General features: G+C 45.1%; 12 protein-coding genes and 1 tRNA gene. 4 read left to right on the top strand and 9 right to left on the bottom strand.

All coding sequences use genetic code 11. From position 1 onward, the window contains the following. Positions 1 to 420, bottom strand: a 420-nt coding sequence (rimP, locus tag ACJ751_RS20850) for a ribosome maturation factor RimP (RefSeq protein ID WP_407747456.1), incomplete at its 3' end; no start/stop codon positions are given. A 315-nt stretch (positions 421 to 735) separates the two neighbouring features. On the opposite strand from rimP, the gene ACJ751_RS20855 reads away from it, so the two are divergent. Next, the gene (locus ACJ751_RS20855; RefSeq protein WP_407747457.1) at positions 736 to 999 is read left to right on the top strand and encodes a DUF4834 family protein; all 264 of its coding nucleotides are present in this window, start codon (positions 736 to 738) and stop codon (positions 997 to 999) included. Here the strand turns inward: ACJ751_RS20855 and ACJ751_RS20860 are convergent, their stop codons facing one another. The 8 genes from ACJ751_RS20860 to ACJ751_RS20895 all read right to left on the bottom strand — a co-directional run bounded on the left by ACJ751_RS20860 (position 1,000) and on the right by ACJ751_RS20895 (position 14,089). Beyond that, a complete protein-coding gene (locus ACJ751_RS20860; RefSeq protein ID WP_407747458.1) occupies positions 1,000 to 1,602 on the bottom strand; it encodes an HAD family hydrolase in 603 nt (200 codons plus the stop codon). 44 nt (positions 1,603 to 1,646) lie between these two features. Further along, positions 1,647 to 3,923 carry a beta-glucosidase BglX gene (gene bglX, locus ACJ751_RS20865; protein WP_407747459.1) on the bottom strand — a complete coding sequence of 759 codons (2,277 nt, stop codon included), beginning with the start codon at positions 3,921 to 3,923 and terminating at the stop codon, positions 1,647 to 1,649. Positions 3,924 to 3,936: 13 nt separating this feature from the next. Continuing rightward, positions 3,937 to 5,772, bottom strand: coding sequence for a family 43 glycosylhydrolase (locus tag ACJ751_RS20870; RefSeq protein WP_407747460.1), 1,836 nt, complete (start codon positions 5,770 to 5,772; stop codon positions 3,937 to 3,939). Positions 5,773 to 5,779: 7 nt separating this feature from the next. Then, positions 5,780 to 7,060 (bottom strand): glucoamylase family protein, encoded by a 1,281-nt coding sequence (locus tag ACJ751_RS20875; protein WP_407747461.1) that lies wholly within the window; start codon positions 7,058 to 7,060, stop codon positions 5,780 to 5,782. A 126-nt stretch (positions 7,061 to 7,186) separates the two neighbouring features. Then, a complete protein-coding gene (locus ACJ751_RS20880) occupies positions 7,187 to 8,704 on the bottom strand; it encodes a RagB/SusD family nutrient uptake outer membrane protein (protein WP_407747462.1) in 1,518 nt (505 codons plus the stop codon). A gap of 18 nt (positions 8,705 to 8,722) precedes the next feature. Next, positions 8,723 to 12,058, bottom strand: a complete 3,336-nt coding sequence (locus tag ACJ751_RS20885; protein ID WP_407747463.1) for a TonB-dependent receptor — start codon at positions 12,056 to 12,058, stop codon at positions 8,723 to 8,725. 231 nt (positions 12,059 to 12,289) lie between these two features. Beyond that, a complete protein-coding gene (locus ACJ751_RS20890; protein ID WP_407747464.1) occupies positions 12,290 to 13,432 on the bottom strand; it encodes a FecR family protein in 1,143 nt (380 codons plus the stop codon). A gap of 87 nt (positions 13,433 to 13,519) precedes the next feature. Continuing rightward, a complete protein-coding gene (locus ACJ751_RS20895) occupies positions 13,520 to 14,089 on the bottom strand; it encodes an RNA polymerase sigma-70 factor (RefSeq protein WP_407747465.1) in 570 nt (189 codons plus the stop codon). A gap of 175 nt (positions 14,090 to 14,264) precedes the next feature. Between ACJ751_RS20895 and ACJ751_RS20900 the strand changes: the two genes are divergently transcribed. The 3 genes from ACJ751_RS20900 to ACJ751_RS20910 form a co-directional block, all read left to right on the top strand. Beyond that, a tRNA-Ile gene (locus tag ACJ751_RS20900) sits at positions 14,265 to 14,338 on the top strand. Positions 14,339 to 14,615: 277 nt separating this feature from the next. Then, the gene (locus ACJ751_RS20905) at positions 14,616 to 15,362 is read left to right on the top strand and encodes an outer membrane beta-barrel protein (protein WP_407747466.1); all 747 of its coding nucleotides are present in this window, start codon (positions 14,616 to 14,618) and stop codon (positions 15,360 to 15,362) included. 347 nt (positions 15,363 to 15,709) lie between these two features. Further along, a partial coding sequence (locus ACJ751_RS20910) for an HflX GTPase family protein (RefSeq protein WP_407747467.1) occupies positions 15,710 to 16,225 on the top strand: 516 nt, incomplete at its 3' end.

Genomic DNA, 16,225 nt, shown 5'->3' on the forward strand with positions numbered 1-16,225 from the left:
AAAATGGTGTGTTATCACCTCTTTCTTTTTATTTTTTCCTCTTGTTTCTTCAACTGTAATAGTGTCTTCGCCCACCTCCGTCATTTTGCCGGCAACTTTAATACCGTCTTTGAGGATCACCTCAACCGGACGGCCCAGATTCTTTTTGTACTGCCGTAACAATTTTAAGGGTTCGTCAAGGCCGGGAGAAGATACCTCAAGCGAAAAGTCTCCATTAGGGAATAGATTGTCTTCTTCGATCTTTTTATATAAAGCCCGGTTCCAGGAGATACACTTTTCGATGGTCACTCCCTGGTCGCCATCCAAAAAAAGCTTTACGTTATTGGTGGGTTTTACTCTGATCTCAACCAGGAAATAAGCCGGATCATCGGCCAGCATATCCTGTATCATTTTTTCAATTGCCTGTACTGGTGTTTCCATGTCTTATGGGAAATAAAGAAGGGAACGATTCCGTTCCCTTTCTAATCTTCTTTTGCCTTGGCAAAGGTAAGGTAATTAAATTATTACTTCCAAAAACGCTGTTGTTAATTTTGAATAAATGAAAATTTAAATGGATGACGGCCATCATTTTACCCCTATTCTGAACTTTCAGAATACCACATTTGTTGATTTGATATAGTTTTGCCAGGTTCCCCAATAATGGTCGGGGGCCTGTATTTTGCAGCAGCTGAATTGTATTTGCAAGCTCCTTAACAGTTTGTTAGGTGCTGTATTTGTACCTTTAGTTTTTCTAATATGAACATATTTCGCTTACTATTATATATATTCCTTGCCATTTTTATTTACAAGTTTGTATTTAACTTCCTCGTGCCCTTAATTAAAATGTCGTGGCGCGTACGTAGCCAGATAAAGGACTTTCAACGCCAGCACCAACAACAGCAGGACCCGCTTCAGCAAAATACTGCTGCCAATAATAATGGACAGTCTTCGGCCAATAATACCACCGCCAGCAAACCAAAGGCCGGCGATTACATTGATTTCGAAGAAGTAAAGGAATAATTACAGCCCCAGATCAAGAATTGTCTTTCCATCGGTGAGGTGTAGTGCCTGTAAACCGGCTTTGCGCGCCCCTTCCACATTTACCAGGGCATCGTCAATAAACAGGCTTTCTTCCGCATGAATGCCACTGTCCTTTATAACATATTCAAAAGCCGCCACATCGGGTTTGCGCAATTTTATAAGATGGGAATAATACGCCTTTATAAAAAGGTCGTCCATGTCGCTGCCATATACATTCCGGTAAGCTTTGTGAAAATGCAACAGGTGTATTTGATTGGTATTGCTGAATAAGTAGATCCGGTATTTGCTTTGAAGCTTTTTAAGGAATTCCACCCGTTCGGCCGGAAAATCCAGCAACATATCATTCCAGGCGGCAATTACCTGCGCCTTGGTGGTGCCGGGGGTCGTCAGTTGTTGTGCTTTTTCTACAAACTGCTCGTCTGAAATGGTGCCCATTTCATAATCCCTGAAAAAAGAAGTGGCAAACCCTATGCGAAACAGTTCATCAATATGGGTAAGCCCTAACGCTTTAAATGCTTCGCTGGTTTTTGGTACATCCAGGTTGAGTAAAACTCCGCCCAAATCAAAAATTATGTTTTTCACAGGTGCCATCATTTATTAGTTTGGGCGCAAGTTACACCGCAAAATTATTTCACCAACCTAAAGCCGGCTTCCTTTACATCGCGGCTGTTGGTGCCAATAAATAATTTAAACTCCCCAGGCTCGGCCATATATCTCAGCTCACTGTTGTAAAATTTCAGGTCGTTCTCAGTAATGGTGAACTCCACTTTTTTCATTTCCCCGGCATTCAGGTTTATTTTCTGAAATCCTTTTAATTCTTTTACCGGGCGGGTTACTGACCCTGCCAGGTCGCGGATGTACAGTTGAACGGTTTCTTCCCCGGCCATATTTCCGGTATTCTTAAGCAGGATAGAAGCGGTTATCGACTGCCCGGGTCGTAATGTATTCTGGCTGAGTTGAATGGTATCGTAAGTGAACGTAGTATAGCTGAGCCCGTAACCAAAGGGATACAAGGGTGAATTATCTACATCCAGGTAATCTGATTTGAATTTAGGATTGCCGCCTTCATAGGGCCGGCCGGTATTTTTGTGATTATAGTAAATGGGGATCTGGCCCACATTGCGTGGAAAGGAGGTTGTTAGCTTGCCCGAAGGGTTGTAATTCCCAAACAATACATCGGCAATGGCGTTGCCGGCTTCGGTTCCCGCAAACCAGGCTTCCAGGATGGCAGGCGCCTGTTCATCGAGCCAGGGGATGGTAAGCGGGCGGCCATTCAATAATACCACTACCAGGGGCTTTCCGGTTTTTACCAGGGCTTCAATCAGCTTCCGCTGGCTGCCGGGTAAATCAAGGTTGGTGCGGCTGGCTGATTCGCCCGACATTTCCGCCGCTTCGCCCACTACCGCTACAACTGCGTCTGCCTTTCCAGCTACATCGATCGCTTCCTGGATCATTGCATCCGGAGTGCGTGGGTCTATTTCAGTTGGTTTGTCAAACGGACTGATGCGTTTGGCAAAGGCCGTATCATCGGTGATGTTGGCGCCTTTTGCCAACAGTATTTGCACCCCGTTGCCTGCCACATTTTTCAGCCCCTCTATTATGCTTATGCTTTTTGATTTATCACCCGATACGGCCCAGGTGCCCAGCATTTCTGAATGGTTATCGGCCAGCGGGCCAATGAGCGCAATGGTGCCTGATTTTTTTAAGGGCAGTATCTGGCGTTCATTTTTCAACAACACCATGGAGCGGGTGGCCGTTTCCCGGGCTGCCTGCCGGTTCTGCGCTGTCAGGATCTCTTTATCGGGCCGCGATTCGTTTAAATAGCGATAAGGATCATCGAACAATCCCAGCTTATACTTTGCTTCCAATACCCGCTGGCAGGCATCGTTAATTTCTTTCAACGTTATCTTTCCTGCTTTCAGGGAATTTTGTAAAGTGGTCAAAAAGCCTTCGCCTACCATGTCCATATCGAGGCCGGCCTTTAGCGCCAGGGCCGATACGGTTGGCAGATCGCCCATGCCATGGGCCATCATTTCATTCACCGAGGTATAATCAGATACTACAAAACCCTTAAAGCCCCATTTATTGCGTAACACCTCGGTCAGCAACCAGTGATTGCCTGTTGCAGGGATGCCATCTATTTCATTGAAAGAGCTCATTACACTGCCTACACCGGCATCAACAGCCGCTTTATAAGGCGGCAGGTATTCATTGAACATTCTGATGCGGCTCATGTCGGTGGTATTGTAATCACGGCCTGCTTCTGCAGCACCGTACAGGGCAAAATGTTTTACACAGGCCATTACTGTATTGTCTTTCGACAAGTCAGTGCCCTGGTAGCCTTTCACCATGGCCCGTGCAACTTTTGAACCCAGGTAGGGGTCTTCACCGGAACCTTCTGCAATGCGGCCCCAGCGTGGGTCACGGGCAATATCAACCATAGGCGAATACACCCAGCATAGTCCGTCGGCAGTGGCTTCCATGGCGGCAATACGGGCACTGCGTTCAATCAGGGTAGTGTCCCAGGAGCAGGAGAGCCCGAGCGGAATGGGAAAAATGGTTTTGTGTCCATGTATTACATCCAACCCAAAGATGAGTGGAATATGCAGGCGGCTTTCTTTTACAGCCAGCGTTTGCGCCTGGCGTATTTTATCAGGACCGAAAATGCCGAACAGTCCGCCCACGCGTCCTTTTCGAATATTATCTTCCACACCCCGGCTCACCACTGAACCGGTTGGCACACCCCAGCCGGGTGTTACCAGGTTCAACTGGCCGATCTTTTCGTCCAGCGTCATTTTACTCATGAGATTGGCCACGTACGCCTTCATTTTGGCGTCGGTTGTTTGTGCGGTTGCGTGCAACAGAAAGGATAAGGAAACAATCGTTAATAATGTTCTGCGCATATATGTTTATTTATTATTCTGCTTTTATCACTTTACTTCTGGCCGATACCCCGTTTTCATTAATGGCCTCAATGGTGAAGTAATAAGGCTTTTCCTTATCCATGGCTTTACAATAATATTCGTTGCTGCTATACACCATTACACAGTTGTATAATTTATCAGGCGCAAGGCCCATGTAAATATTGTAGGCATAGGCATTGTCAACCGGTGACCATTTTAACCAGGCGCTGCGTTTGTCTTTTTCGGTGCGCAAAACAATAAACTGTTTCACTGTATCGGGCTTATTGCCATTGCCATTACCAAATACCCGCAGGCCGCTGATGGCGAATTTTCCGCCGGGCATATGAATATTTTCGAGTTTAATATAACGGGTTTGAACCGGGTTTTGCAATTCAATATAGTCATGCGGTACATCGGTTTTGTTGTTGCTTTTATCTACCAGCAATTTCCAGTTCTTACCATCTGCACTTTGATATAATTTATATTGATGACAGGTGCCTTGTTGTTTGCCCAGGAAAGTTACATCCTGATCGGCATAATTGAGTTGAATGGCGCGTACAGTACAGATACCGCCCAGGTCGGTTGCTATCCATTCACCTTTATTGCCTGTAGCGGCGCTCCAGTATGTTTTGATGCTTTCATCCACCGCGAAGTTAGGGTAATAACTGGCAAGTGTAGATGAAACGGTGACGGGTTTGGAATAATTGAGAAGCATCCAGCCGGTGAAACCAATCGCCCCCTCCCGGCCTCCCCCATTGGGGGAGGAGGTAGAAACGGCTGGCAAATAATGCGGGTAATCGCCGAACGCTGCATCCATATACATCACATCGTCTTTATCAAAACCGGCCGGCCAGATGCCTATGCGCCGTTCAAAATTATTTTTTACTGAAATGACAATGGTAGACACATGCCACCAGTTATTGTAGGGATCTTTAAAGGTTGCGCCATGACCGGCGCCGCGGGCAAAGCCGCCGGGTTTGTAACTCAGGGGTAATGATTGCGGAACAAAGGGCCCCAGCGGATGATCGCCTACCACCACCCCATCGGCATAACCGCTGAACTCGGTACCGGGCGCACCATATTGCAGGTAGTATTTTCCGTTATATTTGGTCATCCAGGCGCCTTCAATAAAAGGATCGAGGAATGTGTTATCCAGGTATTCGCCAAAGCGCTGCCAGCCATAGCGCCATGGTTCCAGCAAATACATTTCCTTTCGGGTGCCTTTAGGAGTAAATTTTTTACGGTCAATTTCAATTCCATACAATGGATACCGGTTGCTGCTGCCATTGTACATATACAGCTTGCCATCGTCGTCAAGGAAAAAATCCGGATCCCAGCCACCTATTTCAAATGAATCTATAGCTTCTTTCCATTCATTTGCTTTGGGGTTGGTGCTCATCCAAATGGGAAAATTGGTTGAGTAAGTTGAACCAAATACCAGTAAGGTATCGCCCTGCACCCAAACAGCCGGGGCACACAGATCGTCATACACTTTATGCCAGGGTTTCAGAAATGAGCGGGAAACAAAATGCCAGTTACTCATATCGTTGCTGTACCAATAACCCCACTGATTGGTGCTGAATAAATAATAATCGCCCTTGTATAGTACGATCACGGGATCGGCAGAAGCGCGGTGTTTGCCCCATTCGGTAAAATTGGGAATGGGCGTATAGCCGTAGTCGATATTTATAGGGTTGCAATAGGTATGGAAGGTAAAGGTGGGCCCTTCTATGTGGGAACGGCCCACCTTTTCTGACTGCACACGTTCGGGATTCGCATTGCTTTGAGGAAAAACCTGCGGAACTATAACGGCATGGAAAAAAGCTATATAAGTTAGTCTTTTAAACATTATAATGCTATTTAAAATGCGGGCTTGTAAAGCCGAGTCTTTTCAGGCCCGCTTTTACTTCGGGGCAGCTCATAAACAATTTCCATAATAACCCGCTGCGATAGTTTTCCATCATAACCACAATGGGCCCCTGATCGATGGCCAAATACCGTTGTGGGTACCAGCCTGCAGACTGGCTAAACGCATCGTAAAAGCCATAAGGGCCCCATAGTTTATTTTTCTCGTCGTTGTACCAATGCCGCATGGCTTGCATAGACTGTTGTGGCGTATAAGGAAAGGATGATAAGGCTGCGGTGGGTGATATGACACCCAGATCGGTATTCTTGCCCGGGGCATGCGCGGCATAACCCTGCACGGAATAGCTGGCGGTAAGTCCCCAGCTATCGGGACCATAGCATTTAAAATACTTTGGATTTTTTACACACCAGGCATAATTGATCAGGGTTTGATTTTTATTTTCTTCCCAATAATCGGCATACCGGTCTTTTAATCCATGCGGATCGAGCCCCAGGTAAGAGTAATGCGTCCAGAACAGCGGACCGCCATAGGGCGAATCGCCCTGGTGATATAATTGTAAAGAATAACCAAATACAGGACAGTGTGAAACAATCTGACCGTTCTGCGCCCAGCCCTCGTGATATACTTCCGGCGGAACGCCATGTGTAGGCGAAGACGCCGCCAGTATGTACATTATCAAACATTCATTATAGCCATGCACCGGAAAGTTCATTTCCCAATTATAGGTCGGGCTCCAGTGCCAGTACAATACGTTTTCACCATGGCGGTACCAATCAAACTCCACATCCTGCCACAAGGTGTCAATGCGGGCGGCCAATACCTGCTCGGCAGAATCACCCTTTACAAAGAATTGCCGGGCACAAAGTAAGCCCTGTAACAGGAAAGAAGTTTCAACCAGGTCGCCGCCATTATCTTTACGGCCAAAGGGTTTTACTTTACCTGTTTCCCCATTAAACCAATGTGGCCATGCGCCATGAAAGCGATCGGCCGTTTGCAGAAAATGAACTATTTTTTCCAGTCGTTCCCGCCCCTGGTCGCGGGTAATAAAACCGCGGTGTATACCGACTAATAAAGCCATAACGCCAAAGCCGCTGCCGCCAGTGGTAACAACGTTTTGGTCATTTTCGGGGTATACGTTATCAACATGAATACGTTCCCGTGCCATGCCACTGTGCGGTTCTGCGCCCTCCCAGAAGTATTGAAATGTTTGTTCCTGTACCTGGGTAAAAAGTTCCTCATCCTCTGGAGTAAACTTTGCTTCCCCATTCATTGGTTTTTGCGTATTCGAGCAACGGATCACTAAAAAAGAAATAACAATCATTATTAGGGTTAACCTGGAACGTATCATTGCGGCGGTCGTTTAGTTTCGGTACTTGGGCGGGTACGGATCAGGCAACTACAAATTTGCATCCAGGTCTTTTTGTGCCTGTGGTATCGGCACATATTCTTTACCAGGAGCAAAGCCCTGCGGCGCCAAAACAGTGGCAGCCTGGCCGGTTCGTATCAGGTCATTGTATCTTTCTCCCCACCACTCACAGGCAAATTCAGCGCGGCGTTCATCCAACACCTGCTGCAAGGTCACGCCTGTTACCGGGCTCAACTTAGCCCGCTCGTGAACCTGGTTAAAGGGCACATCTCCGTTCTGACCTTTTCTAACTTTTGCCTCGGCATTTAATAACAAGGCATCGGCATATCGTAATACGCGTACATTATTATTGGAACCATAGTCGGTTCTTCCCGGCGTCATTTGACTGGCAGGCAAATAGGCTTTACCCATGAACCTCGTTTGACCGTTCGAGTTTCCATAAATTTTATCGCCCGAGGGGGTTGTAACAAAACCGCTTTCTGTTGACCCTGCATTCAAAATGGTAGTTTTCAGCCGAACCGAATCGTTCCGGTTATTGAAAAAGTCAACAATATCCTGGCTAGGCGACAAAAATCCCCATCCTGAAACCGGGCTGCCCTTCTGATCCCCACTAGGTCCCTGGAATGTAAAAAACACGCCAGGCGTTACCGAGGTTCCTGTACTGGTACCAAAATCAGTAAACTGTAATTCCAGCAAGGATTCATCCGACAGCTTACCTGGGATCTTCCAGAGCTGATAGAAATCGGGAAACAAGGTGAATTTGTGACTATTGATAATATCGTTCGTAGCAGATAAAACTATGTCCCAATAAGGGCTTCCATTATCGTTACCAGCTGCATCCGCCGCTGCTTTCGCCTTGATCAAAAGGGCGGTATATTTTGTTACTGCTCCCCTGGGTGAAGCCTCGTTAGGCCGGGCGTCTGGCAGATAACTTATCGAAGAATCCATTTCACTAATTACCCACTGGCGTATTTCCAGTACGGTGCTTTTACCTGCTGTCAATAAAATGTCATTACTCGTAAGGATCGGCACATCCCCGAATACACGGGATATCAGGATATGCGCCCAGGCGCGGATAACCCTTACCTCAGCTCTATATTGATTGTACAATGCCAGGTTGGCGGCATCGCTTGCAGAAATGTTTGCCCGGAATTTATCGAGCTCGGTTAACGCCCTATTGCAATACAGCACTACTGCATAGTGATCGACCCAATAATTATTGTTGCCCCAGAAAGTTACTACGCCAGGATTTTCATTGTGAAAGTTTTTAATATCCGAAAGCGTTCCCTGATCGTTGGGGGCCGACCCTTTAGCTACATCATCGCCGCGTACTACGCGCACGCCACAATCCATCCAGTGTACAAAGCCCGGATTTTCTCCTGCTGCTGTACGATAAGCCCCTGACACGGGTGAATACATAGCACCTATATTGGTGTAATCGATCGATGCGCTATTGGGCTTGTCTTCCACATCGTGATCCAAGTACTTCTTACAAGCTGTTGCCTGCATCAGCAACAGTAGAAATAAAATATATTTAGTTGTGTTCATGATCCTGAGTAATTAAGGTTAATAAGTAATTCTTATCCCAACAGAATAAACCGCGGTGGTGGGATACACATTATTATCATAGCCGAACGAGGTTGGTTGGGTAAACGTGGCATTCCCCGGCCCCGATGCCCTGTCTTTCGGCAGCTGTGCCGGGGTGGCTATTTCAGGCGTTACGCCGGAATACCTGGTCCAGATAACCGGGCGATCGGCAGTAGCATATACCCTGAACGAAGCACCATTTGTTCCACCCACCTTGAAGTTGTATCCCAGTTGAATATTCTGCAAACGCAGGTAAGATCCGTTTTCTACAAAAAACGAACTTGCGTTGTTATTCCACGATTGGTTGGTAGCAATAGCAGAAGGATATTTATTGGTAGAACCTTCGCCTGTCCACAAACTGGTTACAAATTTTTCATCCCCGTTCATGTCGGGAAATTTTTGCCGGGCAGCGCGGTTATTGTTCAGGATATAACTTTCCCCTACACCCTGGAAGAGGATGCTCAGGTCAAAATTTTTGTAATCGAGGCCAAGATTAAACCCATAATTGATCCTGGGAAGGTAACTACCCAGGTTTACGCGATCGTTTTCATCCAGCTTTTTATCATTGTTCACATCTACGTACCTGAAGTAGCCTGGTTTTACATTATTGGCAACGGCAATGGGATCGGCATTTATTTCAGCCTGATTCTGGTAAATACCTGCTACCTGGTATCCATAAAAGAAATTGAAAGGTTCGCCAACCTGCGACTGAGTTGGAAATTCAGCAATCCCACCCGGGATATTTTTCACGCCATGCAGGTCAATCACCTCGTTTTTCACAGTGGTAAGATTACCGCCGATATGATAACCCAGCTGGCCTAATTTATCAGCCCAATCCAATGTTACTTCTATACCACTGTTATTTACCTTACCCCAGTTACTATATACTTTAACACTACTTATAAAGGGGAAATTTCTTTCAAATGCCAGATCACTCGTTTGCCGGTGATAGTAATCCACAGAACCTTTTAGTCGCCTGTTCAACAGCGAAAAGTCAATACCTCCATCCCATTCAGTCACTACTTCCCACTTTACAATCCCGAATAACGGATCGATACGATAACCGGTTACCGGTACGCCATTGCTGGTGGCCGTGCTATTGAAAATGCCTGAATAATCATTACCACTGTATACAACTGCATAACCAGTACTTGGCGGCACATTGTCGTTACCCAGTTTTCCCCACGATCCCCGAAGCTTCAACAGGTCGAATAGCTTGTTATCCCTCATAAAACCTTCATCCGAGAGCACCCAACCTACACCAACCGAAGGGAAGTATCCCCATTTATCCTGGTATTTCGAAGTTCCATCGGCACGGAAAGTAGCTGTTAATAAATACTTACCGGCATAGTTATACTCTAATCTGCCAAAATAGGAAAGCGAGGTATTTCTAAAACCAGTTTCATTATAACCATTTGAACGGCGGGCACCCTGGTCGGCATACCAGAAAATCTGGTCCTGTGGTATACTGTCGGTGATCACCTGTGTTGACCTGAACTGTTCCTGGCGGGCCGATTGACCCAACAAAACCGTCCAATGGTGTTTGTCCTTGCTATCCCTATAGGTTATTAAATTATCGAGGATATAATTCTCCGTTCTATCCTGGGTGGAAGTTAACACCGATACCCGTGATTTCTGATTGTTATCAACATAATACTCGGGAATGTAATTCTGATTCAGGTTAGAACCATAGCGCTGGCTTAACTGGGAGCGTACAGACAATTTATTTTTTATGATATCTGCTTCCAGGTAAACTGAAGGAAGTACCTGGAAACCTTTTGTTTTGTCGTACCAGTAATTGGCAGCAGCAACCGGGTTATTAAAAACGCCGTTATTAAACCCAAGCGTGGTCGAAGAAGTATATTTATCTGGCTTTGCCAATGTATTGGTAGCATCGAACACGGGGTATAATGGAGAAGCCAAATAAGCCAGATAAAATGCACCGGTATTCGGGTTCCGCTGGGTGAAATTGGTGAAATGTGCCGTAATGCCCATCTTTAACCAATCATATGGTTTGGCTTCAATTTGAAGGCGACCGTTATATCTTTTATAGCTGCTCTCGGTTTCTGTAATACCATCCTGGTACAGGTAATTCAAACCAAGAGTATAGTTTACTTTAGGAGCGCCACCACTTATATCGATGCTGTGATTGTGCATGAGGGCAGAACTCTTTAAAAGTTCGTCGTACCAATCGGTATTGGTAGCCGGGTTTACGCCACTACCGCCAAATTTGGTAACCGAATTGGTAACCCGTGCAGAATCCGCCCCTGTTTGCTTGGCCAGCTCCATAGCGGCATATTGTGATCCATTGGCCAGTTTATAGTTGCCCGTTGGTTTTTGTACACCAAAGTACCCATTATAAGTTACCCGCGTCTTTTGATTATATTTTCCTTTTTTGGTAGTGATAATAATTACGCCATTTGCGGCCCGCACGCCGTAAATAGCAGCAGCGGAGGCGTCTTTCAAGATCGACATTTCACCAATATCATTGGTATTCAAAAAGTCGATATTATCAACGAACATCCCATCTACTACATACAAAGGCGAAGTATTATTGAAAGAACCTACCCCTCTTATGCGTACGGTTGGTGAACCGCCCGGCGCCCCGGTAGTAATAACCTGCACACCTGTTACACTACCCTGTAATGCCTGCATGGGGCTGGATGTTGTTCGCTTGTTCAGGTCTTCAGGATTCACCACGGCAACAGGGGCTGTCAGATCTCTTTTTGTACTGGTACCATAACCCACTACTACTACCTGTTGCAGGGAAGATGCGTCCGCAGCCTTCAAATTAACATTAATGGTAGCGCGGCCATTTACAGTTTCTTCCTGCGTTTCAAATCCCAGGGAAGAAATTACCAGCACCGCACTATCAGGTACGGTCAGGGAATAATTGCCTGCGCCATCCGTAGTAGTGCCAATGGAAGTGTTCTTTACCACCACCGACGCACCAGCTACCGGTTCACCGGTAGTACTGGTAACCCTGCCCGACACCCTAATATCCTGCATGACTGCTATACCTGTTTTAAGGATCACCAGGTTATTGGCCATTAATTGGTAGGAGAGACCGGTATTGTTCAACAACCGGTTCAACACTTCAGTTACTTCGGCATTAACCATTGTGAGCGTAATGCGGGGCACATTGGTCACCAGGTTCTCATTATACAGAAACCGGAAGTTGCTTTTCTTTTCAATAAATGATAATGCCTTTTTCAATTGCGTTGACTGAAAGTCAACACTGATCCTGTTTTGCGAATAGCCACCGGCTGTAACATGAAGACAACTGATCAGTATTATAGCGAATGCAAGCTTCATAATCCGGACGAACTTTAGGAAAAGCGGGTCCCTGCCGAAACTCAGCAGAATTCCGTTTTTTTTCATACTTTGTTAATTGGAAGGTTAAATAATAGGTGTTTCCTGCGCCTAAACAGGAAAGCTCATTTCAGCCTGTATTTTACCTGGCGGGATCTCACTGCAATGAGGTTCCGCTTTTTATTACAGGTCTATGAACTGTTGTTATTCATTTCAATCGTTTTGATTTAAATATCATTTTCCTATAGTTATTTTATTGCCCTGTATGGTATAATGAAAAGGAGTTGTTACACTTAAACCATACAGCGCCTGTTGTACGGTTTCATTTGTAAAAGAGCCGGAGAAATGCTCGGTCTGTTTTTTTACATCCTTGAATACGATCTCTACATTATACCAGCGTTCCATTTTTTCAGCTATTTCAAGGAACGATTCATCATTAAAAACCAGTTTGTTTTGTACCCATGCCGTTTCTACCACCGTGCTATCCTTTGGGGCATAGGTTAAATTGCTGAATGACACAAAGGGTTGTTTATTGGTAGCATTGTCTCCTTGATCGGCCGTTGGTTCATCCACTTTTTCATTTCTTACCACCAGTTTTTCATTGGGTTGTAACGTAAACTTTTTTTCAGGGCGGTTATGCACCAATACTTCTACTTTGCCATGTACGAGGCTGGTTTCTGTTTGCTTATCCCTGGGATATGCCTTTACATTAAAGGCAGTGCCCAGCACACGTACATCAATATATTGGGTATGGATTATAAAGGGGACCCGTTGTTTTGTTTGGGGTATTGTTACTGACATTACTTCAAAAAATGCTTCCCCGCTCAATTCCACCTCACGCATGTTGCCGCCAAAATCTTTATTATAGGTAAGTTTACTGCCTGCATTCAACCAAACCTTTGAACCGTCGGGCAAATTGATCTTTGTTTTGGAGCCATTGGGTGTACTCACCTCATTTTTTTCGCCGGTTTGCGCTACAGGAAAAGGGCGGGCAGCAGCTGCCCGTTTTGTTACAGCGTTATACCAACAAATACTTGCTACCATAAGTACAGCGGCTGCTATACTTACGATCATCAATTTTTTCCGGGAATACTTTTGGGTAACTGTATAGGTATGGTTGGGTTGAAGTGGGGTATCCTCATCAGGAAGATCCCAGTCTGTAGTGGTTGATTTCAATCTACTGACATGACGGTTAAACGCCCCCTCTGCATCATTGTTTACAGGTGTGGGCAAATTCCATAAGTCAGTTATGTTTTGAAGTGCATAGTGCATATCGGGGTCGCTACGTAACAGACCCTCCAGTTCGGTCAACTCATCGGCGCTTGCTTCACCAGCCAGTTTTTTGCTAATCAAAAACCAGGTTCTATCCTTACTCATTGTGTATTAATAGATATACACATAAGGACACCACTGTAAAAAGCATACCCCCAAACCAGTGAAAGATTTTTTTTACATAGGTTACTATTATGAAGACAGGGTGGTACGAATATCGAAATGAATAGCGAGCCCAATTTTACGGATGGCTATAGCCATTTGATTTTCCACCGTCTTTAACGAAAGATGCAATAGTTCTGACACCTCCCGATACTTGAGGCCATCCTCTTTTATCAGTTTAAAGATAAGCTGGCAACGGGGCGGCAGGTCATTGATAGCTTTTTGAACCCGGTTCATCATTTCGGCAGTAAGCATTAATTTTTCAGGGTTGAAATAAATGCTTTGCAGCTGCACGAAATATTGATCGGGTTGCAAAAAGATCTTTTTGCGGGTTCGGAGATAGTTGAGAGCACCGTTCCTGGTGCTGATAAAAAGGTATAGTTTGAGGTTATTGATACGGTTAAGGCCGGCCCTTTTCTTCCATACCTTGATAAATACGTCAGAAACGATCTCTTCCGCCACTTCGTGGGAACGGACAATGGAAGAGGCAAATTGCTGAAGGGACTTATAGAAATGGGCAAACAGTTCTTTATAAGCAAACTGGTCGTCAAAAAGCGCAATGCGCTGTTGCAGTTCCGGAATGTTGGTGCTGGCAGGCATAATAAAAAACTGCTAATCGTTCTGGAAAAAAGACCAAATGGGTAGTCGGAAAGCTGCTGCTAAGATAATTTAAAAATTAAATGAGATTTCTGTCATGTACTGAATGAATTTATCTAATTTTGCTGCTCTTTGAACAGAAAGCTCTTTAATTCAAGATATTTGCTGCTTTGCAGTAGGACCCTTAGCTCAGACGGTTAGAGCATCTGACTCATAATCAGAGGGTCGCTGGTTCGATCCCAGCAGGGTCCACACAGTTCTTATTTCATTGTTGGCTTTCTCTCCAAAAAATTATCGGGAGGGTTAGAGTATCCCTTACATAAGACGGCCAGTACTTTGGTCGATCAATACCGGGACTCTGTAGTGTAAAATTCCTTGTTTGACGTATTGTTCCCCGATAGAGGCCGGAACGGTTCGTACAAAGTCAACCAATTACCTCTTTTGCCCATGGCTTGCTATGGGCTTTTTTGTAACCTTAACCTTTCATTAACCCTGTGAAAGATACTTTTGACAATCATTTGAGAACAGTATGAAAAAATTGATTACGCTTTCCCTCGCATTGGCATTTGTACTTCCCTTATTTGCACAGGATTCTACCAAGACTACATCCAAGAATAAGGTGTGGAAGTATAACCCCAACCGGGCTAACGACCACTTTATGATACAAGTGGGTTATAATGGTTGGGCATCTAAACCAGATACCATTAATACAAAAGGTATCCCCCGCACCTTTAATATGTATTTCATGTTCGACTTCCCCTTTAAAACCAGTCCCCGCTTTAGTGTAGGTCTTGGCATTGGTTTGGGAACAGACAATTTCTATCTTAATAAACAGACCATTGATATTGCGGGCAGAAATACCAATACCCTCGCCTTCAAGTCTGATACTACCTATTTTAAAAAATACAAGATAGCTACTACTTTTCTTGAAGTACCGGTTGAGCTTCGGTTTGCAGCCGATCCCGATAACACCAATAAAAGCTGGAAAGTGGCCGTGGGTGGAAAGATCGGTACCATGCTAAGCGCCATGACAAAGGGTAAGAACTTAATGTCAAGTAAAGGGGGTATCATTAACACCGAAACAGAAAAAATAAAATCAAAACGATACTTTAATAGTACGCGCCTGGCCGTAACCGGTCGTATAAGCAAAGGGGTGTTTGGCATTTTCGGTTCCTACCAGATCAATCAGTTTATAAAAGACGGAGCCGCGGGATCGGGATCGCCATTGTATGACATCAGGCCGTTCACGATAGGGTTATGTATCAGCGGTTTGTAAGAAGATAATCAATCATCAAAATACTATCCGGAAGGAGTTTCGCATAAGCGATAACCTTCCGGATTTTTTTATTACAGCAGGCTTGCGTATGATCAACATTCTTTATCCCTTCTTTACTTCCTGGTTATCCCCTTGCATCTAATTCACTGATTTACAAGACCATTTTTCATTTCTTTACCTCCTGGTTTCTTCTTCTTTACCTTTTCTATTCCTTTCCCTTACCTCTGGTTACCTTTTCTTTTCCTATACAACCAAACCACAACATCACGGAAGTATCTCCCTTTCGCACATCCATCTACCCCAGGTTCCGACTTTTCCGCTTACTTTTGCACGGAAAATCAAAGGACTTGTTAGATAAGAAGAACATCATTCAAAACGAAGAGAAAGCTGTACTGGTAGGACTGGTACATAAATTACAAACCGAAGTACAGGTTACTGAATACCTGGACGAACTGGCATTTCTGGCCGAAACGGCCGGCGCCAAGGCCGTAAAACGATTTGTACAAAAGCTGCCGCATCCCGATAGCCGCACCTTTGTTGGTAAAGGCAAGCTGGAAGAAATTAAAAATTACATCGAAGGCCGGGATATCAACATTATTATTTTCGACGATGAACTGAGCGGATCACAGATTCAGAATATTGAAAATGTGCTCGAAGTAAAAACTATCGATCGCAGTGACCTGATATTGGACATTTTCGCCCGCCGCGCCAAAACCGCACAAGCCAAAACCCAGGTGGAACTGGCTCAGTACCAGTACCTGATGCCCCGCCTGCGTGGGATGTGGAAACACCTGGAACGGTTAGGGGGTGGTATTGTAACAAGAGGCCCGGGGGAAACCGAAATTGAGACTGACCGACGGATC

The organism is Niastella sp., from assembly GCF_045805085.1.
In the GTDB taxonomy this organism is placed as follows: Bacteria; Bacteroidota; Bacteroidia; order Chitinophagales; family Chitinophagaceae; genus Niastella.

Coding starts and splice junctions, on each gene's coding strand:
- ACJ751_RS20855 (WP_407747457.1), top strand. CDS start 736: ATGAACATATTTCGCTTACTATTATATATATTCCTTGCCATTTTTATT.
- ACJ751_RS20895 (WP_407747465.1), bottom strand. CDS start 14,089: ATGCCTGCCAGCACCAACATTCCGGAACTGCAACAGCGCATTGCGCTT.
- ACJ751_RS20880 (WP_407747462.1), bottom strand. CDS start 8,704: ATGAACACAACTAAATATATTTTATTTCTACTGTTGCTGATGCAGGCA.
- ACJ751_RS20905 (WP_407747466.1), top strand. CDS start 14,616: ATGAAAAAATTGATTACGCTTTCCCTCGCATTGGCATTTGTACTTCCC.
- ACJ751_RS20875 (WP_407747461.1), bottom strand. CDS start 7,060: ATGAATGGGGAAGCAAAGTTTACTCCAGAGGATGAGGAACTTTTTACC.
- ACJ751_RS20890 (WP_407747464.1), bottom strand. CDS start 13,432: ATGAGTAAGGATAGAACCTGGTTTTTGATTAGCAAAAAACTGGCTGGT.
- bglX (WP_407747459.1), bottom strand. CDS start 3,923: ATGCGCAGAACATTATTAACGATTGTTTCCTTATCCTTTCTGTTGCAC.
- ACJ751_RS20870 (WP_407747460.1), bottom strand. CDS start 5,772: ATGTTTAAAAGACTAACTTATATAGCTTTTTTCCATGCCGTTATAGTT.
- ACJ751_RS20885 (WP_407747463.1), bottom strand. CDS start 12,058: ATGAAGCTTGCATTCGCTATAATACTGATCAGTTGTCTTCATGTTACA.